Origin of the sequence: Pseudoalteromonas sp. SG43-8 (assembly GCF_014164245.1) — a bacterium.
Classification (GTDB): Bacteria; Pseudomonadota; Gammaproteobacteria; order Enterobacterales; family Alteromonadaceae; genus Pseudoalteromonas; species Pseudoalteromonas distincta.
Genome location: NZ_JACJEX010000001.1, coordinates 555,196 through 579,687, shown reverse-complemented (window position 1 = coordinate 579,687; position 24,492 = coordinate 555,196). Strand labels below are relative to the sequence as shown.

The following is a 24,492-nucleotide window of genomic DNA, read 5'->3' as shown; positions in this document are numbered from 1 at the left end:
TTGCCATTTATTCACCGCATTTTATATTAGCTGTTTCCTTTGCTTTAGGTTCAAATTGAACATTAGCAACGCGTACTTTAGCTGCGCCTTCACTTGATAAAACAAATGGCGCACTAGAGCGTTCAAATTCAACTCCCTTATTAGCAAAACACAATAGGTCTATCGATACTTTATGCCATGTACTTAATTTAAATTCTTTAATAATAGGCGCTATGTCAAACGAACCACACTTGCTTTTACCACAGCCCATTTGAACATTTAACGTTTTTTCTGGGTAGGCTTCTACACGCACATCGAATGTCAAGGCACTTTTATTGATTAAGTACTGCGATAAATCCTCTCTGTACCATGTTGAGCTAATTAATGCAGATGCATGATTACTGCCAGTCCAAGTGAATTCTTTTGCGTCTCCTTGAATTTCCTTGTCAGCTTCAATCATACTTAAGCCTTGAATTTTACCGACCGGAGTTTGAATATCCTTTGTTTCTTGCTCTGTTTGCAATTGATAGTTCCAATCACCTTTTGCCCTCCCCTGCATAATTACATAGGGTGTATTAGTGGGTACTTCAAATACAAAATCATTGTGAGTATTTAACTTACCAAGATTTACATTATCCTTGTAAGTTAAACCAAATCCATAAGCAAATAATGGGTCGTAAGGTTTATCGAATCTATTTAATACAACTTGCGACGCGTATTTAGGCCATGAAAAAGAAAGCTTACCTTTGAAGTCATACTCGATATTTCCTTTTTTATTGGTAAATAACACGTCAGCTACACCTACGCCTTCACTACCTGGAAGCCAAGCAGCAACAAACGAATCAGATGCGTTGATTTCTCTATTAACCCAAAGTGGCCGGCCAGATAAAAATACAGATACCACTTTTATGCCCTTTGATTTTAATGACTCGATTAATTTAGCGTCACGATGAGAGTGAGCCTGATAAGCTATTGATTTCAAGTCACCAATCCACTCTGCGTATGGGTTTTCACCAAATACAACAATAGCTACATCGGGTTTTTCATCAAAGCTTCCATCAGGGCTTAATACAGCCTTACCACCGGCTTTGTTTACCACCTGCTCAATACCATCAAAAATTGACGTTCCCCCAGGAAAATCAGACTTTACATTACCCTCACCAGTCCAATTAATCGTCCAACCGCCAGTTTGCTTACTCATATTATCAGCGCCGTCACCAGCAACTAAAACTTTACTATTTGGGCTAAGCGGTAACAAATTATTATTGTTTTTCAGCAGCACTAAAGATTCTCGTACAGCTTGCCTTGCAATCGCCTTGTGTTCAGGAGCACCTAATAATTGTTTTTGGTTTGCGTATTTACGCTTTGATGGAAGTCCTTTATTGAATAGCCCCGAACGCATTTTTACGCGCAAAATACGCCTAACAGCATCGTCAATACGTTCAATGGGAATAATGCCATTTTCAACTTGCTCTATAGTATTACCTATAAAAGCTTTCCAGTCTTCGACTACCATAAACATATCAAGCCCAGCATTTACAGCCTGTGGACAGCTATCATTAGTACAGCCAGGTATTTTACTATGCGAATTCCAATCGCCTACAATAAAGCCATCAAAACCGAGTCGAGTTTTTAACACATCCGTAAGCAGATATTTACTGCCATGTAAACGCAGTCCATTCCACATATTATGCGAGGCCATAATACTTTGTACACCCGCTTTTATAGCCGGAAAATAAGCCGCAGCATGATTTTTAATTAAATCTTTTTCAGTTTCTCTATTATCGCCTTGATCAATCCCTTGATAAGTACCACCATCGCCTACCCAATGCTTAGCGGTAGAATAGATATGGTCGTCATCTAAAAAGTTAGATGTGTTTACTTTACCTTGCAGTCCTTCAATCATTTCTTTTGAATACAAAGCAACTATCTCTGAATCTTCAGAGTAGCTTTCATAGGTTCGCCCCCACCGATCATCTCTGGCAACTGCCAATGTAGGTGCAAAGGTCCAATCGATTCCTGCAAGGAGGACTTCTTTTGCTGTTGCTTCACCAATTTTATAAATTAACGCGGGGTTATGGGCTGCACCCAAACCAATATTATGAGGATATAAAGTAGCGCCAATAAATTTATTATTTCCATGTACGGCATCAATACCATACGTAACAGGAATAGCTAAACCACCAGCGGATGTATCCATTGAGGCTAAGTACAACTCATCCATAAACGACACCCAATCAGACACACTTGCATTGCGGTCATTATGCAAAAATGTACCTCCTCCATTTAAAACCGATCCTAAATGGTATTTTTTAACATCTTGTGGGGTGACCCATGTTATTTCTGCTTGAACCATTTGACCGACTTTTTGTTCAAGCGACATTTTATTTATTAAGCGTGTAATGTCAGCTTCTAGCGCTGCATTTTTTTCTATTGCGGGTTTTTGTTTTGGCCATAGCGTTATATCATTTTTAGCAAATGCAGCTGAGCATGAAATGCTCAAAAATGAGCCTAAAACAAATGAAGAATAAATATTTTTCATTAAATTGATAACCTGATACTTTGTTAGTGTGGCGAATAGTTTTATTACAAATACACTATAATGTCGTTCAAATAGAGGTTTTAGGCGTTCTAATACGTGTAATACACTTTATTTGAACGCTAAAACTGTTTTAAATATTTAAACTTGTTCGATAATACATACCCACACGAATGACATAGATGTGCCAAATAACAATTTTAATAAAAGGTGTATTAAATTGTGAAAGAAGTACTTTTTAACACTCACGATCTCGCTTTAATTTTTACCATGTTTATATGCTTATCGTTTAGCGTATTTTTAATCACATTGAAAAAAGGGAATAAATTAAGTAACTGCCTACTTGCCTGCTTTTTATTAGCTCAAGCCGCTATCCCTATGGATAATCTTATAAACTTTGGTGAAGCATTTAGACCTTTTGCATTAAATTTATCGCCAAATTTGTTTTATACATTCGGCTTAGCATTTTGGTTAGAAGTCCCGCTACTTTTGCTCTATATAAAATCGTTAGTTAATAAAAATTATGAAGTTAAAAAAATTGACGCACTGTATTTTATTCCTTTTATACTTTATGCCATCTATTTCACACTAGATTGGCTTATGCTCGACAACAGCGTTAAATTAGATGCACTCCAGAACGGTACCATTGAAACTACACCTATCGTTGATCGTATAATTTATTTTTCTCGGGAATGTTTTCGTTTTTCTATCAGTGTTTTATGCTTTTTAGAACTACAAAAATATCAAAAAAATATCAAAAATGAATTTGCAGAACTAGAAAGTGTCGATCTGACTTGGTTAAAAGTCTTAGTTATTGGCTTTTTAGTAGTTCATTTAAACGCAATATTTGTCTCGCTTGGTATTATTATGTCTTATGACATTGGAATAATTGTCGATCACGAACTATTGGGGCTTACCTCTAACTACGCGGTACTTTTATTAATAACAAGCCTAATATTTTTTAGTGCAGGTCATTCAAGAATATTCCAAGGTATTGACGACACACTCACTACCGAACAAAGTAAATTGCCAGAGGTCTTTGAACCCGAAAAAATACAAAAAATTGAAAGCTACTTGCTACAAAACAAGCCTTATTTAAACCATTTACTCACACTAGATAACCTAGCAAGCCAATTAGGAATGGGGTCAAGAAGCCTTTCATCAATAATTAATAGGCACTTTGGTAAAAACTTTTTTGAGTTTATAAATCACTACAGAATTGCAGAAAGTAAACGGCTGCTACTTTTAGAAGAAAATAAAACAGTGACCATGTTGGACATTATGGATAAAGCAGGGTTTAACAGCAAAGCGACTTTTAATACATTTTTTAAAAAACTAGTGGGTATAACACCCACTCAATTTAGAAAAGAGCATTGGGAACGCCAAGCAAAAGCTTAGATTGTCCACTTACAACTCTCTACAACAATGTATTATGGCGTATAATTTTTTAAAATATACGCCTGATGATCGGGCATTACATTTGCTGAGCGACTAATTACTGATTCAATATTTTTTAGTCTGCGTTTTATCTCATCACGGCTTAGCCTGTCAACTAATGGGTGGTAGCTTTTAGGTTTAATGCCTTGTCCGTGCATAACAGCAAGCCAAGATGTTTCGTTAAATAACTCGTTGTCATGTCTAAATATACGACCGTTTTCACTAAACATATCTATTTTTTGTTTTAATGAATCTGGCATTTCTATGTTTTTACAATAACGCCAAAACTCACTATCATCGCGATTTGTTAACTTATAATGCAAAATAATAAAATCTCGAATACGATGATACTCTGTTTCAGTTTGCTGATTAAACAAATCAATATCGCACTGCGTAAAAGCTTTACTTGGGAACAACGTCATCAGTTTTGCAATAGCCGACTGAATTAAATGTAACCCTGTAGATTCAAGTGGTTCAACAAAGCCTGCCGATAAACCAATAGCAATACAGTTTTTATTCCAACTTTTTTTACGCATACCTGTAACCCACTGTAAGCTATTTATATCATTTAAAGGGCTTGATTCCAGTGTGTTTAATAATAAACTCTGCGCTTTATCGTCATCCATAAACTCGCTTGAATACACAAACCCATTACCTACTCTGTTTTGTAGCGGTATTCGCCAAGTCCAGCCAACTCTCTGCGCCGTAGACTGTGTATAAGGGTTTAGTGATTTTGTAGATAAACAAGGCGCTGCAACCGCTTTATTACAAGGAAGTAGATGTGTCCAATCTTCGTAGCCCGTTTTAAGTGCTTGCTCAATTAGCAGTCCTTTAAAACCTGAACAATCAATAAATAAATCACCGCTGAGTACCGTGTTATCGTTTAACACTAACGACTCTATCATTCCTGTTACAGAGTTGGTTTTTACTTCATCAACCTTACCTTCAATACGCTTAACACCTTTATTTATAGCGTATTTACTTAAAAATTTAGCATAAAGGGTTGCATCAAAGTGGTAGGCATAATTAATACCTGCTAGCGGTGTATTTTGCTGGGTAGACGGGTGCATAAATTTGTTGGCGTAAGCACCTACCGATGCCAGTGAGTAGTTAGATAAGTTGGAAGTTTTTTCAAATTTTGGGTCATCTTGCATTTTCAACCAAAAATGATGAAAAGGCAGCGCCTCCATATTAGTACCGTAATTTCCAAAAGGATGAAAATAGCGATGCCCCTTTTCCTTCCAATCTATAAATTCGATACCTAGTTTAAACGTTGCATTTGTAAAACGAATAAACTCAGATTCATCGATGTCGAGTATTGTATTAAATAGCTGAATTTGCGGAATAGTTGCCTCACCTACCGACACAGTCCCTATCTCGCTCGATTCAACAAGTGTAATGCTACAATTATCGCAACCAATAACTTTTGCAAGTGCCGAGGCGCTCATCCAACCTGCCGAACCGCCACCCACAATTACAATCGACTTAATGTGTGTATCGCTCATTTTGTATAACCTTTTTAACTAAAAAATACGCTACTACTGCAACTTAGCCAGTAATAGCGTATATTTATGTGCCAGTGGTATTTATTAAAAGTTACCTTTTAAAATAATGCTAAATCGACGTTCGCTGGCAAACCAAGAGCGTGATATACGATTATTATCGTTGTCTATTTGCATAGAAGTACGCGCCACTTCGTTAGTTAAATTGGTACCTTGTAAGCCAATTTGAAATGAATCCGTTAGATTATAAAATACAGAACCATCAAGCTGCCCACCAGCTTCGTTATAAATAGGTAATTGGGTTATAACATCTTTACTGGTTAGCAAATATTCAGAGCGCCAGTTGTAAGCTAAGCGTGCATTTATGCCGTACTTTTCGTACATCGCTACAATATTTACGTTGTCTTTAGAAAGCCCTTCAAGAGGCAATCCATCAAATGCAACATCGGCGCCTTCTGTTGAATCAGGCTTATCTGGTGATAATCCTGCATTTGGTGATCCTTCTTCTTCAATATAGGTGTAGTTAAACTGCATCCCGATACCACTAAAGGCACCAGGTAAAAAGTCATAAAACTGCTGGTAAGCCAGCTCAAAACCCTGCACAGAGCCTTCATCACCATTTGTGGCACCGTTTACTTGTACTACCTGAGTAGCACCATTATTAGTAAACTCTCTATCTACTGAGCCATTAATAAAATAATTACTCATATCTTTATAAAAGAATGATGATGTAAGTGAACCCACTCCTTCAGAAAAATACCACTCAAGTGCTAAATCGTAGTTGTATGACTCCATTGGTTTTAAAAATGGATTCCCCGAGTTAGCTGTATAGCGTGAATAGCGTGCGTCTTGAATTTGTCTTTCATCTGAGCTTTCATCGTAGGTGATCACTAAGTCTTCAGGCGTGATTTTTACAAAGTTTCTTAGGTTTCCTAGAGCCGGTAGTGCTATAGCTTCTGAAAAGCCAAAGCGTAAAATTAAATCATCCTTTAAATTTAATTTTATATTTAAGCTAGGCAGTATATTTGTGTATTCGCTGTTTGCAGTTTGCTCTGTAAATCCTGCATTGCCAAAGGCCGCTTGATCCGAGGGTAAAAAATTATCGGGATCGGATGCATCGTTAATATCGCCAACGGTATCTGGGAATGTTAAAAAGCCATCTGTTTCATTTTTTATTTTTACATAGCGAAGACCCACATTGCCGCTATAAAACATGTCACCTAATTCACCTTCAAAATTACCTTTAATATAAAACGCATTATTTACTTCAGACGTTTCATTAATTTCATTATTTAAAAAATCTCCAACCGCGCCGTCTCTGCTCGACAAACGTTGCCAATTTGGTGATAAAGACGCAAAGGCAGATTCTGCATTATTGTAGTCTTTTACAAACGACTCTTTAGGAAACAAAAATGCTCCCTCTGAGGCAACATTTAATACCCCGCCTCTGGCGAAGTTATCAAAAGTTACTTCCTCATAGCTATCGCCTAAACTAGCACCTAGCTCGTCGCCTTGCGCATCAAACCATGCACTGCCATTACCTGCCCACGCCTCAGACAGCCATCCCCAATTAAAAGTAGACTGACGTGTAGTTTGCTCTCGCTTAGCATAACGAGCACCAACTTTTACGCTAGTAAAAAAGCCACTATCAAATGTGTATTGTGTATCACCTGCAAAGGCAACTTCTTTACCATCATTATCAGATATGTGATCCATTGCACTGCGCCAAAAATAGTTATGAGGATCGGTAAAAAATCCTGCATCGCCGCTATTTGCAGGGTCAAGTAAAGTAATATCAGGTAACTCTGAGCCGTTTTGTTCAATACCAATTACAGCGCGAGTTGCGCCCATCACAGAAAAATCAAAAATCTCTGATGTAGACTCTACATATTGAGCGTCAAAATTAAATGACCATGTATCGTTAGGGCGATACTTAAGATTAAAGCCGTAATCGTCCACTACGTTATCTTGATCTCTAAAACGTGTGATCATCGCATGTTGTGCACCAAATTCACCTGATGGTTGACGCTGCGCATCATTACCACGCCAACCTGCATTTGATGTAATAAAACCCGATTCAAAAAGCCCTTGGTCAGTAATGTCAAATTCAGTACCTTCAAGAGCTACTAAATCATTAATAACAGCATCATCGGCCATTTCAATAGCGTGTTCGGTCCACGCTAGTGACGAATCAGAGCGAATAAATTGGGCTGTAGCTAAAAGCGTTTTACTTTCATTTTCAAACTGTAGTGCTCCTGCAAAACCTTCTCTGTCTCTGTCATCTTCTTTTCGGGTTAAACGCGTAGTACGAGGCACAAATACAGCTTGCCCATTAACAAGTTCATTTTGCTCTTCGTAACGTCCTATTTGTGTACCGTCTGACTGCGCTTTTAGTTTAGAGTTTGAATAATTTACTAATACGCCAAGCCTGCCATTATCTAAATCAAATATATCGCTATATAGGCCAGAAAATGACGGTGTTGTTTCATCTGCAAATTCGCTATATGTTCCATCTAAAGTAAAAGCGATTACTCGGCCGTCGGCATCAAAAGGTTTACGTGTAACCAAATTGACAGTACCAGCTATACCGCCTTCAATCATATCTGCCGATTGGTTTTTAAATAATTCAACAGACCCCATTAATTCTGGCGGTACGTCTTGAAAGCTTAACCCTCGCCCTGAATCTGCAGTAAAAGTGTCACGGCCGTTAAATTCACTGCGAGTATGTGTTAATCCACGAACAACAACACCGCTGCCTTCAACACCATAATGATCTGGATCGTTTGCAGCTGCAAAGCGTTCAATAGACACTCCCGGTAAACGGGTAATTGCCTCAAGTACACTTCGATCAGGTAAAGACCCAATATCTTTTGCTGAGATAGCATCGAGTACTGTTTCGCCTTCTCTCTTCATATTTTGGGCATTAATGAGATTTGAGCGTGTCCCTTCTACAATCACAATTTCTATATTATCTTCATCAGCTTTTGCTACGGCTTCTTCTTGTGCTGCAAATACATTACAAGAAAATGGTGATGCCATAATTGCAGAGGCAATTATCGACAACTTAAATTTACGGCTCTGTTTTATTTTCTTCATTCTTATTTCCCCAATCAGAATTTAAAGACTACTCACGTAGCACTTAAAATTCTTATCCTGTCTTTTTTGTGTATGTGGTTATCGTGCAGGTATAGGTTTAATAAAATTAAAGGCAAAAATCGCCTAACTAACCACACATACCGCTATTTGAACGCTTTATTAAGCCACTTTGGTTATATATACATACCTCGTTTTTATAAGTGGATTAATACATAGGGACTGAAAATCATACTGTTAAATAGTAATTAACACGTATTTGCAGCGTAATGCCCATTATTTAGGGGACTAAAGTATGAACTTACGTAAATACGTCCATTTAAACGTTCAAATTTATATTAATCTTACCCTTAGACGACTCTAATAATAACCTCTGTTAATTTATTTTTATCACACACCCATAAAGAGTTGGTAATAATGGTTAACAAAAATATAAAAGATTTTATTGCACTTACAGCAATCGCTACTTTAGTTAGTTGTGCGCCCCATAAACAATCAAATACAGATATTCCACTTTATCTAAATGAATCGGCAACAACTGACGAGCGTGTAAATGACTTAGTAAATCGCTTAACATTAGAAGAAAAAGTAGCTCAGCTATTTGATAAATCCCCCGCAATTGAGCGCTTAAATATACCAAAATATAATTGGTGGAACGAAGCGCTTCACGGTGTAGCAAGAGCCGGTAAAGCAACTGTTTTTCCTCAGGCGATTGGTCTTGCTGCTACATTTGATGAAGACTTAATGTTAAAAGTTGGTACGGCTATTTCTGACGAAGGCAGAGCAAAGCATCATGCCTTTTTAAATGAAAATAACCACTCAATGTATACAGGGCTGACGTATTGGTCGCCAAACATAAATATTTTTAGAGATCCACGCTGGGGCCGTGGCCAAGAAACCTACGGTGAAGACCCTTATTTAACAACCCGTATTGCGGTTAATTTTATTAACGGCTTACAAGGTGATAACTCTAAGTATTTAAAATCTGTAGCGACACTTAAGCATTATGCAGTACATAGCGGCCCGGAGGTTTCAAGGCACAGTGACGACTACACTGCTTCTAAAAAAGATTTAGCAGAAACCTATTTACCTGCATTTAAAGATGTAATAGCACAAACGGATGTAGCATCAGTGATGTGTGCATATAACAGCGTAAATGGCACGCCGGCTTGTGGTAACAACGAGTTAATTCAAAATAAATTACGCGATGAATTTAATTTTAAAGGTTACATCGTATCTGACTGTGGTGCTATAGCCGATTTTTACGACATAAAATCCCACAATATAGTCAGTACAGAAGCACAAGCTGCAGCTATGGCGCTTAGAACAGGAACCGATTTAAACTGCGGTGATCATCATGGTAATACCTATAGTTATTTAACTCAGGCAGTACAAGAAGGATTAGTTGAAGAAAATGATATAGATATAGCATTAAAACGCCTTATGTATGCGCGCTTTAAATTAGGAATGTTTGATGATGCTAACAATGTGCCTTTTTCTAAAAAACCGATGACGTTAGTTGGATCTACAGAGCATTTAAAACTCACCGAAGAAGCAGCTCAAAAATCATTAGTATTACTTAAAAATAAACAATTGCTGCCTTTAAAAGGTAACGAAAAAATAGCATTAATCGGCCCGAATGCAAATAACACCGCTATTTTATTAGGAAATTACAACGGCACACCTATCAAACCTATTACTCCTAAATACGCATTAGAAAAACGCCTAGGTAAAAATAAACTTACATATTCTGCAGGCTCAAGCATTACCGGTGAGGTTTATACACATTACCAACCTATTGAGGCAAAGCATTTTTTTCATCTAGATCATAATAATCAAATGCAGCCAGGGTTAATTGCCCAGTATTACCCAGCGAGTAATTTTGACCGTCAACCAGCTAAACGACAAATAGATAAAAATATCGATTTTAGCTGGGAACGCTCCCCTATCGACAACTCTATTGAGCAAGAATTTGCTGTTAAATGGGACGGAATAATTAAACCTGAGCAAACAGCACAATACTATTTTAAAGCCACCAATATAAGTTTTACACTTAATGGTAAAACTGTTAATGGCGCTATAACGCTTAATAAAAATGAAGAATATATATTAACTGCACAAGCTAAATTCAATCATTTTTGGCATAGCAACGTTATTAACCCAACAGCGAGTTTAGGCTGGTTAAAAAACCCTCAAAACCTTACTCAACAAGCGCTAGATAATGCCAATGAAGCGGATGTTATTGTATTTGTAGGCGGTATTAGTGCCAATCTTGAAGGTGAAGAAATGCCACTGCAAATTGAAGGATTTTCTCACGGAGATCGAACCAATATTAATTTACCTAAAAGCCAACTTAATTTACTTAAAAAGCTAAAGCAGACCGGTAAACCTATCGTACTTGTAAATATGAGCGGTAGTGCAATGGCATTAAATTGGGAGAACGAAAATATAGATGCCATTGTTCAGGGCTTCTATCCAGGTGAGGCAGCAGGAAGCGCGCTAGCTGGTTTACTTTACGGCGACTTTAGCCCATCAGGTAAATTGCCTATCACCTTTTATAAATCAGTTTCAGATTTACCTGACTTTAAGAACTACTCAATGCAAAACCGTACATACAAATATTATGAAGGTGAAGTACTTTACCCATTTGGTTACGGCTTAAGTTACGCAGACTTTAAATACAAAAACACACGTCATTCAATAAACGCAGACACTGGCGATTTAAACCTAACAACAATAATCGCTAACCAAAGCAGTTTTACAGCTGACGATGTTGTTCAAGTTTATATTTCTATGCCCGACGCGCCAATTAAAACACCTAATAAACAATTAGTGAGTTTTAAACACGTTACCCTTAAAAACAAAACGCAAAACGAGGTTGAATTCACAGTTCCTAAAAACCAACTCACTTATATCAATGAGCAAGGTAATGCCGTGGCTTACAAAGGACGCTTAATTGTTACGGTGGGCTCTGGGCAAGGTATTAAAATACCAAAAGATAAATTTACGGTGTCTAACATTGTTTTATAAAAATAATAAAAATCTAGGAATTAAAAAATGGAAAATACAGCAACAGATCCCACGCTCAGTGGTACATCTATTCAATTAAAGAGTATCGAAAATGAGAACTTGCTACGTATATTTTTTATCGCTTGCGTAGCTGCGATTGGTGGATTCTTATTTGGTTTTGATAGCGGTGTAATTAATGGCACAGTTGATGGACTCAAAGGTGCCTTTAACTCAGACAGCGTAGTAACCGGCTTTAATGTAGCAAGTATGCTGCTAGGCTGCGCTATTGGTGCATTAATAGCAGGTAAAAGCGCCGATCACTTTGGTCGAAAAAAGGTATTACTTGCAACTGCTGTTCTTTTTATTATCAGTGCCTGGGGTTCAGGCATTGCAGGGTCGTCGGGGGAATTTATAATTTATCGCTTAATTGGCGGCTTAGCGGTAGGTGCAGCTTCAATACTAACGCCCGCTTATATAAGTGAAATAGCCCCGGCACGTTTACGTGGTACGCTTACTTCTATTCAGCAAATTGCTATTATTTTAGGATTATTTTGCTCTTTTTTAAGTAACTATTCATTAGTACAAATATCAGGGAACTCAACCGAAGTACTTTGGTCAGGCTTTGATACGTGGCGATGGATGTTTTGGATAGAATTAGTCCCTGCAACTATTTTTTTGGTCACTTTATTTTTTATTCCAGAAAGCCCGCGTTATTTAGCAATGAAAAATAAACAACAAGCAGGAATGAAAATTCTATCGCAGTTATTCGGTGCTAAAAACGCCAAACCAATGTGGGAAGAAATAAGGCAGTCATTAGGTAATAGCGAAAAAACAAAGATAAGTAACTTATTTCAAGCACACTCATTCAAGCTAAAACCAGTCGTTTATATTGCAATTGGGCTTGCAACATTACAGCAACTAGTCGGTATTAACGTGGTATTTTATTATGGCGCTATATTATGGCAGGCTGTTGGTTTTTCAGAATCAGATGCGCTTTTAATCAATATTATTAGTGGCGTAATTAGCTTAGTTGCCTGCTTTATTACTTTATCGCTTATTGATAAATTAGGCCGAAAGCCATTTTTATTAATCGGTTCAATAGGCATGACCTTCTCACTCATTGGTTTGGTTGTCGCATTTTCTAACGGCACTATAGACCCTCAAGGACAATTACAACTTGGCGACTGGGGCTTTACTGCACTCGTACAGGCCAACTTATATGTATTCTTTTTTAACCTTTCATGGGGTCCTGTAATGTGGGTAATGCTCGGCGAGATATTTCCAAATAACATGAGAGGATTAGGCTTAGGGCTTGCAGGGCTTGCTCAATGGCTGGCTAACTTTTTAGTTACTATGACCTTTCCAATATTGCTAGCCGGTGGAGGGCTTGCACTCGCGTATTCGCTCTATGCTTTTTTTGCTTTTATATCGGTACTTTTTGTTATTTACTTAGTAACTGAAACCAAAGGAACGAAACTAGAAAACGTATAACTTTATCGTCCTAAATAGCTAAATTTAGGACGATAATTTTTTAGTGCCTACCCAACTAATCTATAACCTACCGCTGGCTCAGTTAAGATATGAATAGGGCTTGCAGGGTTTACCTCAAGCTTTTGTCTTAGTTGCGCTACATGTACACGAATATACTCAGGTCTATTAATGTATTGCTCCCCCCATACCTGACTTAAAATAGCATTATGAGTAAGCACTTTATCTTTATTTTGAAATAACATAAGCAAAATTTTATATTCTTTATTAGTGAGCTTTACATCGCTGCTGTTAAGCGTAACTGTGTGCTTATGCGGATCTATAATGATGTTACCGCATTGCAGTGCCAAACTGGGCTGTGTATTTACTCTTAGTAGCACACGCATTCTTGCCAGAAGTTCGTTTGCACTAAAAGGTTTGGTTATATAATCGTTTGCCCCATTATCAAGGGCTGTAACCTTTTCCACCTCGCCATCGCGAGCCGAAAGCACTAATATTGGTATTTGGCTCCATTGTCGTACTTCAAGTAACCAAGTCTGTCCATCCATATCAAGCAATCCCAAATCAAGTAACACTAAGTCAAAGCTTTGCTCACTCATTAATGAAAAACCATCAAGCCCTTTCGCACTAATTGATACGTTATAGCCACTGGCACCTAGTAATGTTTTTAAAAAACTTTGCAGTGCAGGTGAGTCTTCTAGCACCAATACATTAATCATTCTTTGCACTCCAGCTAAGTATTGCTGTGGCTACTTGGGTCAGCTCATCAATAGCTAATACAAATTCGCCTTGATGAAATTGAGCAACTACATCGCAAATTACGCTACCAAGCCCAACTCCTTCATCCGAACTGCTTGGATGAGTAACTATGAGATTGCTTACGGCTATTTTATAGTGTGTTATATTAGCAATTCGTTCAGTATTAAAGTCCACTGTCGCCACTCCATCACCGTAACGTGCCGCGTTTTCGAATATATTCGCAAGCGCGATTTCTAAAAGTGTTATATCACCTATACAACAAGTAGCTTTATCAAAGACTAACGCTAAGTTAAAACCGCTTAATTGCTGCTGCCTGCGTGCTTTAGCCTCAGTAACCAGTGTATGTACGTTGATAGCTTGCCATGCTAGCTGCTCTCCTATTTTATTTACCCGGCTAAGCTCCATCACTTTATTAAAATGCTGATTTAAGATTTCACTTTGCTCATAAATATTTTTTGCTTGTTCTGTAATTGATGCCTTACTTAGCTCAATATTTTCGTCAGCTAACATGCTTGATGAGCCCATAATAGTAGCCAAAGGCGTGCGTAGATCATGAGATAAACTACGCAGCAATGCGTTTTTAGCACGTTCTAACTCTGCTTGTACTTTCATCGATGCCGACTGGTTTCTAAGATTTGAGTTTTCGTGAACCTGAAACAACAAAGACAGTGCCGTGTCTATAAATGCACGGTTATCAGGACTAAGTTCGGCATCTGAAATAAAGCCGCCCCATTGTGTGTTTTGTTCGATATTGAAGTACTCTCCATTATCCATTGTATTATTGTTCCAACGAAGCGTAATACCTAGATGGTTTTTAATCGATGTTGTAAATACTTGGCGCTGAGCGTTTATATCATCAAGCCCATTAAGCGCCTTAGCTAACTCATATAAACATCGTGTATTACTGGCATGTAACTGGGTATCACGAACGTTTTTACTTAGCTCGCCCGCCAATTTGCTTATCATCAAGCCAACTATAAGCATGACAGTAAAAGTGACTAAGTATTCAATTTTTTCGATATGAAATGTAAAGTACGGCAGTACAAAAAACCAGTCGGTACATGCCACACTAACTAACGTTGTAATCCCCGCTAAGGCGGCATTTTGACGCACCGCAACCCATGCCACCCAAAGTAATTGCAACATCACAATGTCGGTGGTCGTTAGCCACTCTCGAACTGGAAAAATAGCCAGCACAATAAAAATAGGCGCAATTGTTGTTAATAAAAGCGGCTTAAGCCATTTATTAATACCCATTTGTGCACTCCCATAAAATTCTCTTTTTATAGGTTACTGCTTTTTAATACGTTGTGTATAAAGTTTTTATAAAGATTTTTGGCTGTAGTGTTAAATGTTTATAAAGCTTAATTGATATGGGGTGACTCTTTTTTAAAATTCCATAGTCTTTGCTATGTAGTATTTTTTAAATAGGAACGCACATGGCACAGTTTGCAGTAATTGGATTAGGTAGTTTTGGTGTTACCGCCTCGCTTGAGCTTGCTAATCAGGGGCATCACGTTTGCGCAGCCGATATAAGCGAAAGCACCATTAACACGTTTGCTAATCAGTTAAATTACACTGTCATTTTAGATGCTAGTGATGAAACACAGCTTGCTCGACTCGACTTAACCAGCTGCCAAGCTGTATTAGTTGCAATTGGTGAAAATATAGAAGCGAGTATTTTATGCGTGCTGCATTTAAAAAACCTTGGTGTTAAACAAATATGGGTTAAGGCGTGCTCTAAAAGTCACCATCAAATTTTAAGTAAACTTGGCGTATCCCGTATTATTCACCCCGAAGAAGAAATGGGTATCAGAGTAGCACATGCACTTAACTACCCTATGGTTAACCAGTACTTTGCGCTTACACAATCTACATTTATTGTTGAGCTTGCCATAGATTTACATTTATCAGGGCGCAATATTGGCTGGCTTTTAAAAGACCGTAACTCAGATATAAAACCGCTCACCTTACGCCGAGATGATAATTTTAATACAGACCTAACACTCGACACCGAGTTACGCCATGGTGATAGCCTTGTATTACTGGGCTCTAAACATTACCTAACAAAACTCACCAAACGGTTTAAAGCTTTATGATCAACTGGCAAGCACACGTACTTCCAAAGCAATTTAATCGCCGTTTAAAAAATTTGAAAAGGCCTGTTAACCCCCCTTTAATTTTAACTGCTGGTTTTTTTGTTCTCATTATTTTAGGCACTTGCTTATTACTATTACCTTTTGCAAGTGTTGAATCGCTTAGCTTTATTCAAGCTTTTTTTACTGCATCCTCTGCGGTTACAGTTACAGGCTTAGTTGTTATTGATACAGGCACTGCGCTAACCACATTTGGGCAATGTGTTGTTATGGTACTTATTCAAATTGGAGGAATCGGCTTTATGACCGTGGCCGTTATTTCATTTTTAAGTATTGGTAAAAACTTAGGATTAAAACAACGTTTACTTGCAAGCCAAGCATTCGATACAAGCGATTTAAATGGAGTGATCCATGTAGCTAGATGTGTAATAACTTACTCGCTAATAATTCAGACTATAGCATTTTGCTTACTTTTTATTAGCTGGGTAGATGACTATGGTATTGCGGGTAGCGCCTATCAAAGTCTATTTTATACTATTTCGGCTTTTAACAATGCCGGGTTTGCACTCGATAGTAATAGCTTAATGGCTTTTAAAAGTGATGTATCTGTTAATCTTATTATCAGTGCATTATTTATAATCGGTGGCTTAGGGTTTACCGTTTTAATAGATATATATCAACAACGTCGCTGGCATAAATTAGCAACTAATACACGTATTGTATTAATTGCAAGTGCTGTAATTAATTGCTGTGCATTTTTGCTTATTTTTTTATTTGAATATTCAAATCCAGCCACACTTGCCAACCTACCTATTAACGAGCAAGTAATTGCTGCTTGGTTTCAAGCAGTTACACCACGTACTGCAGGCTTTAATACTTTACCTATTAGCCAGCTCAGTTCCGACTCGACATTGCTTACATTGTTATTAATGGTAATAGGTGGCGGTTCGGTAAGTACAGCAAGCGGCATTAAAATAGGAACTTTTGTTATTTTACTACTTGCTATGTATAGCTATTTACGCCAAAAACCACAGGTAACCATATTTAACAGAGAGCTAAGCGACAAACTTGTGATAAAAGCATTGAGTGTTGTAATTTTATACTTATTTACGGCTTTTTTAAGCATCATGATTATGAGTAAAATCGAGCAAGCGTCTCTTTTAGATATTACTTTTGAAGTAATTTCGGCATTGAGCACTGTAGGGCTATCTCGTGATTTTACTAGTAATTTAAGTATGCCAAGCCAGCTAATAATAATTTTACTTATGCTGATTGGCAGAGTAGGTCCACTGACATTTGCTTATTGTTTTGCAAAACCTAAATTACAACCTCTTAAATTTGCTAAAACAACCATACAAATAGGGTAACTATTATTAAGGCCACTTAGCCAGCATAATTTATGTAAGGTTTTTGGCAGTGTAAGCAAGGAAATTAGCGACTCCTAAATATGGCTTTATCAATTGAGAGACTTTTATAGAAAAAAACAAAGGTAACTATAACCTCACTTTATTATTGCAGATATGAAAATTAATAAAATAAGCGCCAAAACCATTACAATAGTTTTGGCGCTTATTAAAGGGGTAATATTTATCCTTTCATTTGTTCAAGCTCTTTGCCTTTGGTTTCGCGTAAAAACTTAAATACAAATATGACTGAAACAAACGCACAAAATGCGTAAAAACCATAAGCCCCAGCTAAACCAATGCCTGTGAGCATAACAGGGAACGACCAGGTAATTAAAAAGTTAGCTATCCACTGGGCAAAGCCGGTAACTGCAAGGCCAGAGCCGCGAATTTGGTTAGGGAACATTTCGCCTAACATAACCCACATTACAGGGCCCCACGATAAGTTAAAAAAGAAAACATACGCATTAGCGGCTATTAAAGCAACTATGCCCTGCTCTCCTAGTTCTAAGTTACCTGTTGAGCCAATATCTGCGTTTAAAAAGGCATAAACAATAACAGAAAGCGTAACCGTCATACCAATTGAGCCGGTTAACAAAAAAGGTTTTCTGCCAATTTTGTCTATAAAATACATGGTAATAAACACTGCTAAAATACTTACAAAGCCGCTTATTATATTAATAAGTAACGCGTCAGATTCAGTAAAACCGGCTGCTTGCCAAAGTACCGCGCCGTAGTAAAAAACAACGTTAATGCCGACTAATTGCTGAAATGTAGCTAAGCCAATTCCTATCCAAACAATGGGGCGTAAACGTTTTTTAGGTTTATCAATAAGATCAGATAATTTAGGTTGGTGTTTATCGCCAGCAAGAGACTCTGCTATTTCATTTAATTTCAGAGAGGCAGTTTCAGCACCATATAATGACGATAAAACACGTGCAGCAGCGTCTTTTTTACCAGCCATAATTAAGTATCGAGGGCTTTCAGGGATAAAAAATAAAGCGATTAAAAACAAGCATGCAGGTAATAACTCAACCCAAAACATCCAACGCCATGTTTCAAAGTCGAGCCAAAATATAGCCGTAGAGCCGCCAGCCGTATTTGCTAAAAAATAGTTACTCACAAATGCGCTAAACAAACCAAATATAATAGCCACTTGTTGAAGTGTAGAGAGCGTGCCTCTGTATCGTGCGGGGGCAATTTCGCTAATATAAGCTGGGGTCATAACCGATGCAGCCCCTACAGCTAAGCCGCCTAAAATACGATAAATCACAAATTCAAACGATGTGACTGACACACCCGAGCCCCAAGCACTTATAATAAATAAAGCAGCGGCAAAAAGTAAAATTGGACGCCGACCAAATTTATCAGCCAATCGACCTGCGCAAAACGCACCAATGGCACAACCAATTAGCATGCTCGATACGTTAAATCCCGTACCCGCACTACTGGAGCCAAACGCCGTTTGTAATCCATCAACAGTGCCGTTAATTACGCCGCTGTCAAAACCAAATAAAAAACCGCCAATGGTCGCAACAAAGCAAACCAGTACGATTAAAAGTACATTTTCTTTCTCGTTCATAAGTATCCATATTGTGTGTTGTTGTTATTTTATATAGATTTTGAAGCTCAAAAGGGTGTGCTTATTTAGTTGTTTTTATTGGTTGAGCTTGATTCTCTTTCTATTAATTCAAAATCTAAAATATGTCTTAAGTCTAAGCTTTTTACATTGCTTAAATCGTTATACTGACCCGATGCAAGTAAAGTAATCGCAAGCTCAGCCATTTCATTAATGGGCTGTTTTACCGTAGAAATATTTGGCCAAACTATGGTTGCAAGTTGCGTGTCATCAAAGCCAACAACCGACAGTTCGCTTGGAATATTAATACCTTGTTTTTGAGCTATTGAGATTACAGCGGCTGCCATATCATCGTTAGCTGCAAAAATAGCCGTTGGTTTATCATCAAGCGAAAGCAATTTTATTGCCGCTTCCATACCCGATTGATAGGTAAAACTGCCCTGCTCTATATACTCAGGTGGCGTTATTATTTTATTAGAGCGCAGCGCATCTAAATAACCTTGGTAACGCAAACGGCTTACACCTTGTTTAGTGTCGCCAATAATATGTGCAATTTTGCTATGCCCTTGATTTATTAAATGCTCTGTAACATCAAACGCTGCTTGGTAATCGTCCATGCATATATAAGGGGAGCGATTTAATTTTGTATCTGGCGTTATTCTTACAAATGGCACTTGTGCTTTAGTAAGCACATCTAAAACCTGTTCGTTGTCGCACATAGGTGGCAGTAAAATCATGCCATCAACCTGTGTAACATCTATAAGTTGCTTTACCGATTCAATTGTTTTGTCAATATCGGTATGCGCTTCGTCAACAACAAGGTGGTAGCCCAGTGCGCGGCATTTTTTAAGCGCTGCCAATAAAAACTGGCTTATGTAAGAGTCACTTGGGTTATCGTATAAAAGCCCTAAAAAGAATGACTTAGTACTAGCAAGGCGCCTAGCAGACACATTTGGCCGGTAGTTTAATTGCTCAACAACAGCCATTACTTTTTCGCGGGTTTTGTCGCTTACTTTTTTGTCTTGGTTGAGAACACGCGAAACCGTCATCATTGATACACCAGCCTGCTCGGCTACATCTTGTATTCTTGCTCTTTTAGGATCGGCCATTACTGTTATTACCTACTCACAATCAGTGGATTGTTATAATTAACTTTCTTAATTTTCATTATACATAATTGTAAAGCTTGATATTGTTTACAGCGCGTTTTAAATGATTACTTATTGACAAAGTCTTATACTACACTGAAAATGTTAGCGCTAACAACAAATTTATAATATTCACACCCAATAATATAAAAAACTTAAAAAGGCCTATATTATGAGCATGCTGCAAAACCCAATTCTAAGAGGCTTTAACCCAGACCCAAACATTGTCAGAGTTAATAACGACTACTACATAGCCACTTCAACATTTGAATGGTTTGGCGGTGTGCAAATTCACCACTCTACCGATTTAGTAAATTGGCGAGTTATAGGCCAAGCACTTAACACCGTAGAGCAACTCGATATGCGAGGAGTGCCCGACTCTTGCGGCGTATGGGCACCGCAACTTAGTTACAATAATGGCCGTTTTTATTTGGTATATACCAATGTAAAAAGCTTTGATGGCCCTTACAAAGACACACCAAACTATTTTGTATCAACCACTGATATCACCGGTAACTGGTCACAAGCGACTTACTTAAATTCTAGCGGTTTTGATCCGTCTATTTTTCACGATGATGACGGTAAAAGCTATTTGTTAAACATGCTGGTTGATCACCGTAATAACGCACTATTTGGTGGTATAGTAATGCAAGAGCTTTGCCTAAAAACCAATAAATTAATAGGCGATGTTAAACCTATATTTTCAGGCACAGAACTTGGTTGCACTGAAGGCCCGCATATTTTAAAACGCGGCGATTACTACTATTTAATTACCGCTGAAGGTGGCACTGGGTATGAACACTGCATTAGAGTAGCGCGTGCTAAAAACGTATTTGGCCCTTACCAAGTACACCCGCACAACCCCGTTATTACAGCAGCCCACGAGCCGAGTAATACGCTACAAAAATGTGGCCATGGAGATTTTTTTCAAACACAAACCGGTGATTGGTACACGGTATTTTTAACATCAAGACCGCTGTCTGAGCGTGGCCGCTGCATTACAGGGCGTGAAACAGGGATTGAGCAAATAATCTGGAAAGAAGATGGCTGGCCTTATGCAAAACACACAAATAAAGCCCCCAGAGTACACGTACCCGTTGAAGGTTTAACACTAAACCCACAGCCGCAACCCACAACACATATTGATTTTAGTAAAGATGATCTGACTGTTGATTTTCAGTCATTGCGTATGCCCATGTGCAAAAGCTGGGTGTATAAAAATACTCAAAAAGCATCGCTCACCCTAGTAGGTAAAGAGTCTTTAAGCTCATTGCATCAGCAAAGTTTTATTGCCAGGCGTGTACAGGCTCATCATACTGTTAGCAGCACATGCGTTGATTTTGCGCCGAGCAGTTTTCAGCAAATGGCGGGGCTAGTATGTTATTACAACACCGCTCATTACTACTATTTGCATATAAGCGGCGGCGATGTAGGCGATGAAACCACACCACGTTATTTAAATATAATAAGCTGCGATAAATACCAAACAAGCACGCCTGTTGCACCGCTTTTGCTTAAAACAAACAAACCTGTTTACTTAAAAGCTGATTTTAATGGCGCTCAGCTGCAGTTTTACTACGCAACCGAGGAAAACTGCTGGATAAAGTTTGGTCCAGTGCTCGATGGCAGTATTTTATCTGATGATTACGTGCAGCAATCACCGCAAGGGTATCGCCCGTGTTTTACCGGTGCTTTTGTGGGGATGGCGTGCCAAGACTTATCGGGGAGAAATAAAGAAGCTCACTATTCATTTTTTAATTATGACGAACCTAGCGGCGAATAAATCGCCGCCAGTTAAGTTTATTAGTTGATTTAGAGATGATATAAAACCATTTAAAAGCTCATTCAAAGCTCTATTAAAACAGGGCTTTAATACGCTCCATTTGCGATTGTAAAAGTAAACTTTGAGAGTGGCTCATAATGTCACTCTCACGTTTGTTTTCGCTCAGTAAGCGCCCTACTTCTTGCGCTTCAAAGCTATAACCTTGTGACTGCCTGCCATCTTCAAAATGCTCAATTAAATCATCAAGCTCATACAAAGAGCACTCATAAGCCCTAAATGCATCGGGTATTTTTATATAGCCTTTGTCGCCAATAATATACGCGCCATTCCCTAACCGGCATTGAAATGACGTTGCTAAGCTCACCATTACATCACCACAATTAGCAGTAATAAGTACATCGTCTTCCACGCCCTTGTAGCGAATATTTGCTCTTACGTATAAGTTTTCAAGGTCGTTATTTAAAAAGTAATTGGCAATGGCAAGCGGATAAATTCCCATATCAAGTAAACAACCGCCCGCTAAATCGGGGTTGTATTCACGCCCATCGGGATTAAAAGGCACAGGATAGCCAAAGTCAGCTTTAACATGTTTAATAGTGCCAATTCGCCCTTGCTCTACCCATTGTTTTGCTTTTTGTATTGCAGGTAAAAAGTACGTCCACATGGCTTCCATTAAAAATACGTCGTGCTTTTTAGCCAGTAAAGACAACTGCTTGCACTCTTCAGCCGAAACCGTAATGGGCTTTTCGCACAATACATGCTTACCTGCTTTAATAGCATCGCTGGCATTTTTAAAGTGAAAGTTATGCGGGGTCGCAATGTAAACTACATCAACGTTTTTATCGTCAAATAATGCTTGGTACCCTTCGTAGGCATTGGCCGCACCATACTTGCTCGCAAAAGCGGTTGCATCATCCCCATTTCTTGCTGCAACTGCGTACGCAACACCATTGTTTGTATGTGCTAAGTCTTCACAAAATTGTGCGGCAATTCGGCCACAACCAACAATACCCCAGTTTATTTTTTTCATAGTGTTTCCTTATGATCTTAAAAAGAAATTTAAGTGAACTCCAACAACCAAGCAATAAACTTGCAAATTAATTGTTAAACATAGTTTAAAACTAGCTTGACTTAACAATATCAAATCATTAATGTTAGCGCTAACACTAAAACAACATTAAGTATCACATTTATGTTCCTTGGTATCGATTTAGGCACTTCAGGTGTAAAAGTAATTATTTTAGACGAGCAAGACCAATTGCTTGCTCAAGCAAGTGGCTCTTTAAGCGTTTCACGCCCAGCACCACTTTTTTCTGAGCAAAACCCTTCAGATTGGTGGCTTGCTACCTGTAGTGCAATCGAGGATCTTAAAAAGACTCACCCTGCATTACTAAAATCGGTAAAAGCTGTGGGCCTTTCTGGGCAAATGCATGGCGCAACGCTGCTTGATAAAAACAATAATATTATTCGTCCAGCCATTTTATGGAACGACGGGCGCAGTGCAGCGCAATGTGTAGAGCTTGAAAAACGCGAACCAAATTCTCGTAATATTACCGGCAACATAGCAATGCCTGGTTTTACTGCACCTAAATTGGTGTGGTTAAAAGAGTTTGAACCAGAAAACTTTGCAAAAGTAGCCAAAGTATTATTACCAAAAGACTACCTACGCTTTTTAATGACCGGTGATTTTGCATCAGACATGTCTGACTCAGCAGGCACACTGTGGCTAGACGTAGAAAAAAGAGCATGGTCGCAAAAAATGCTTAGCGCCTGCGACTTAACAGAGCAGCACATGCCTACCCTTTTTGAGGGCACACAAATTACTGGCAAATTAACAGCCCAAGTTGCTGCTAAATGGGGTATGGAACAAGTGCCTGTTGTTGCAGGTGGTGGCGATAATGCTGCAGGCGCTGCAGGTGTTGGTGTAGTAAAGCCAAAACAAGCATTTTTATCGTTAGGTACTTCGGGTGTTTACTTTGTTGCCAACGAAAAATACCTGCCTAACCCAGAAGGTGCAGTACATACTTTTTGTCATTGTATTGAAAACACCTGGCACCAAATGTCAGTGGTGTTAAGCGCAGCAAGCTGTTTAACCTGGGTCACTCAATTAACCGGTTTTGAAAACGAAGGCGCACTCCTTGAACAAGTAAGTAAATCCGACTTTAGCAAACCAAGCTCAGTGATATTTTTGCCTTATTTAACCGGTGAGCGCACGCCGCATAATAACCCCGATGCCAAAGGCGTATTTTTTGGTTTAGATAGCGATACCGATGCAGCAGCCCTTGGCCGCGCAGTACTCGAGGGCGTTGCTTTTGCCTTTGCCGATGGCCAACAAGTACTGCTTGATGCTGGCGCACAAATTGACGATGTAACCGTTATTGGTGGTGGCGCTAAAAGCTCACTGTGGGGAGAAATCCTCGCAAGTGTACTTAATCGCCCTCTAATTTACCGAGAAGGATCAGAAGTTGGCCCTGCATTTGGCGCAGCACGATTGGCCAGAGTAGCCACAGAGCAATGCCCAGCACAACAGGTATGTGTTAAGGGTAAAGTTACGCAAACCATTGAACCAAATCAAGTTATGCAAGATTTTTACGCACAGCAATACACAACATACAAAGCACTTTATCAAAGTGTAAAAACATACTTTTAAAACACTATTATAAAATTAATGGAGCAC

The 24,492-nt window shown here is 38.5% G+C and carries 15 protein-coding genes; 7 read left to right on the top strand and 8 right to left on the bottom strand.

The window, feature by feature from the left end; translation table 11 throughout:
* Nucleotides 1-7: 7 nt before the first annotated feature.
* Nucleotides 8-2,521, bottom strand: a complete 2,514-nt coding sequence (locus tag H5122_RS02595; protein ID WP_182681210.1) for a glycoside hydrolase family 3 protein — start codon at nt 2,519-2,521, stop codon at nt 8-10.
* Nucleotides 2,522-2,740: 219 nt separating this feature from the next.
* On the opposite strand from H5122_RS02595, the gene H5122_RS02590 reads away from it, so the two are divergent.
* Complete coding sequence (locus tag H5122_RS02590) at nt 2,741-3,916, top strand: AraC family transcriptional regulator (protein ID WP_182681209.1); 1,176 nt, start codon at nt 2,741-2,743, stop codon at nt 3,914-3,916.
* A 32-nt stretch (nt 3,917-3,948) separates the two neighbouring features.
* On the opposite strand, the gene H5122_RS02585 is transcribed toward H5122_RS02590, so the two are convergent.
* Together H5122_RS02585 and H5122_RS02580 are read right to left on the bottom strand one after the other, a co-directional pair.
* Nucleotides 3,949-5,460, bottom strand: coding sequence for a tryptophan halogenase family protein (locus H5122_RS02585; protein ID WP_182681208.1), 1,512 nt, complete (start codon nt 5,458-5,460; stop codon nt 3,949-3,951).
* 84 nt (nt 5,461-5,544) lie between these two features.
* Entirely contained in the window at nt 5,545-8,553 is a 3,009-nt protein-coding gene (locus H5122_RS02580; protein WP_182681207.1) for a TonB-dependent receptor, read from the bottom strand.
* A 414-nt stretch (nt 8,554-8,967) separates the two neighbouring features.
* On the opposite strand from H5122_RS02580, the gene H5122_RS02575 reads away from it, so the two are divergent.
* Both H5122_RS02575 and H5122_RS02570 read left to right on the top strand, forming a co-directional pair.
* Complete coding sequence (locus H5122_RS02575) at nt 8,968-11,580, top strand: glycoside hydrolase family 3 C-terminal domain-containing protein (RefSeq protein WP_182681206.1); 2,613 nt, start codon at nt 8,968-8,970, stop codon at nt 11,578-11,580.
* Between the two features lie 27 nt (nt 11,581-11,607).
* A complete protein-coding gene (locus H5122_RS02570) occupies nt 11,608-13,050 on the top strand; it encodes a sugar porter family MFS transporter (RefSeq protein ID WP_182672164.1) in 1,443 nt (480 codons plus the stop codon).
* A gap of 47 nt (nt 13,051-13,097) precedes the next feature.
* Here the strand turns inward: H5122_RS02570 and H5122_RS02565 are convergent, their stop codons facing one another.
* Nucleotides 13,098-13,766, bottom strand: coding sequence for a response regulator (locus tag H5122_RS02565; RefSeq protein WP_182672165.1), 669 nt, complete (start codon nt 13,764-13,766; stop codon nt 13,098-13,100).
* Nucleotides 13,759-15,063, bottom strand: coding sequence for a DUF4118 domain-containing protein (locus tag H5122_RS02560; protein ID WP_182672166.1), 1,305 nt, complete (start codon nt 15,061-15,063; stop codon nt 13,759-13,761). Before H5122_RS02560 ends, H5122_RS02565 begins: the two co-directional genes overlap by 8 nt.
* Nucleotides 15,064-15,245: 182 nt before the next feature.
* On the opposite strand from H5122_RS02560, the gene H5122_RS02555 reads away from it, so the two are divergent.
* Nucleotides 15,246-15,905, top strand: coding sequence for a TrkA family potassium uptake protein (locus H5122_RS02555; protein ID WP_182672167.1), 660 nt, complete (start codon nt 15,246-15,248; stop codon nt 15,903-15,905).
* Nucleotides 15,902-17,269, top strand: coding sequence for a TrkH family potassium uptake protein (locus H5122_RS02550; protein WP_182672168.1), 1,368 nt, complete (start codon nt 15,902-15,904; stop codon nt 17,267-17,269). Before H5122_RS02555 ends, H5122_RS02550 begins: the two co-directional genes overlap by 4 nt.
* Before the next feature lie 220 nt (nt 17,270-17,489).
* Here H5122_RS02550 and H5122_RS02545 read toward each other — a convergent pair whose 3' ends face one another.
* Together H5122_RS02545 and H5122_RS02540 are read right to left on the bottom strand one after the other, a co-directional pair.
* Nucleotides 17,490-18,893: a sugar porter family MFS transporter gene (locus tag H5122_RS02545; protein ID WP_404936274.1), complete on the bottom strand. Its 1,404-nt coding sequence runs from the start codon at nt 18,891-18,893 to the stop codon at nt 17,490-17,492.
* 59 nt (nt 18,894-18,952) lie between these two features.
* Nucleotides 18,953-19,993, bottom strand: a complete 1,041-nt coding sequence (locus H5122_RS02540; RefSeq protein ID WP_007585144.1) for a LacI family DNA-binding transcriptional regulator — start codon at nt 19,991-19,993, stop codon at nt 18,953-18,955.
* 211 nt (nt 19,994-20,204) lie between these two features.
* Here H5122_RS02540 and H5122_RS02535 point away from each other — a divergent pair, with 211 nt between their 5' ends.
* Nucleotides 20,205-21,815: a glycoside hydrolase family 43 protein gene (locus tag H5122_RS02535; RefSeq protein ID WP_182681204.1), complete on the top strand. Its 1,611-nt coding sequence runs from the start codon at nt 20,205-20,207 to the stop codon at nt 21,813-21,815.
* Nucleotides 21,816-21,888: 73 nt separating this feature from the next.
* Here the strand turns inward: H5122_RS02535 and H5122_RS02530 are convergent, their stop codons facing one another.
* Nucleotides 21,889-22,845, bottom strand: coding sequence for a Gfo/Idh/MocA family protein (locus H5122_RS02530; RefSeq protein ID WP_182681203.1), 957 nt, complete (start codon nt 22,843-22,845; stop codon nt 21,889-21,891).
* Between the two features lie 162 nt (nt 22,846-23,007).
* Between H5122_RS02530 and xylB the strand changes: the two genes are divergently transcribed.
* Nucleotides 23,008-24,465, top strand: coding sequence for a xylulokinase (gene xylB / locus H5122_RS02525; RefSeq protein ID WP_182681202.1), 1,458 nt, complete (start codon nt 23,008-23,010; stop codon nt 24,463-24,465).
* Nucleotides 24,466-24,492 lie beyond the last annotated feature (27 nt).

Coding starts and splice junctions, on each gene's coding strand:
- H5122_RS02595 (WP_182681210.1), bottom strand. CDS start 2,521: ATGAAAAATATTTATTCTTCATTTGTTTTAGGCTCATTTTTGAGCATT.
- H5122_RS02585 (WP_182681208.1), bottom strand. CDS start 5,460: ATGAGCGATACACACATTAAGTCGATTGTAATTGTGGGTGGCGGTTCG.
- H5122_RS02580 (WP_182681207.1), bottom strand. CDS start 8,553: ATGAAGAAAATAAAACAGAGCCGTAAATTTAAGTTGTCGATAATTGCC.
- H5122_RS02575 (WP_182681206.1), top strand. CDS start 8,968: ATGGTTAACAAAAATATAAAAGATTTTATTGCACTTACAGCAATCGCT.
- H5122_RS02570 (WP_182672164.1), top strand. CDS start 11,608: ATGGAAAATACAGCAACAGATCCCACGCTCAGTGGTACATCTATTCAA.
- H5122_RS02565 (WP_182672165.1), bottom strand. CDS start 13,766: ATGATTAATGTATTGGTGCTAGAAGACTCACCTGCACTGCAAAGTTTT.
- H5122_RS02560 (WP_182672166.1), bottom strand. CDS start 15,063: ATGGGTATTAATAAATGGCTTAAGCCGCTTTTATTAACAACAATTGCG.
- H5122_RS02555 (WP_182672167.1), top strand. CDS start 15,246: ATGGCACAGTTTGCAGTAATTGGATTAGGTAGTTTTGGTGTTACCGCC.
- H5122_RS02550 (WP_182672168.1), top strand. CDS start 15,902: ATGATCAACTGGCAAGCACACGTACTTCCAAAGCAATTTAATCGCCGT.
- H5122_RS02540 (WP_007585144.1), bottom strand. CDS start 19,993: ATGGCCGATCCTAAAAGAGCAAGAATACAAGATGTAGCCGAGCAGGCT.
- H5122_RS02535 (WP_182681204.1), top strand. CDS start 20,205: ATGAGCATGCTGCAAAACCCAATTCTAAGAGGCTTTAACCCAGACCCA.
- H5122_RS02530 (WP_182681203.1), bottom strand. CDS start 22,845: ATGAAAAAAATAAACTGGGGTATTGTTGGTTGTGGCCGAATTGCCGCA.
- xylB (WP_182681202.1), top strand. CDS start 23,008: ATGTTCCTTGGTATCGATTTAGGCACTTCAGGTGTAAAAGTAATTATT.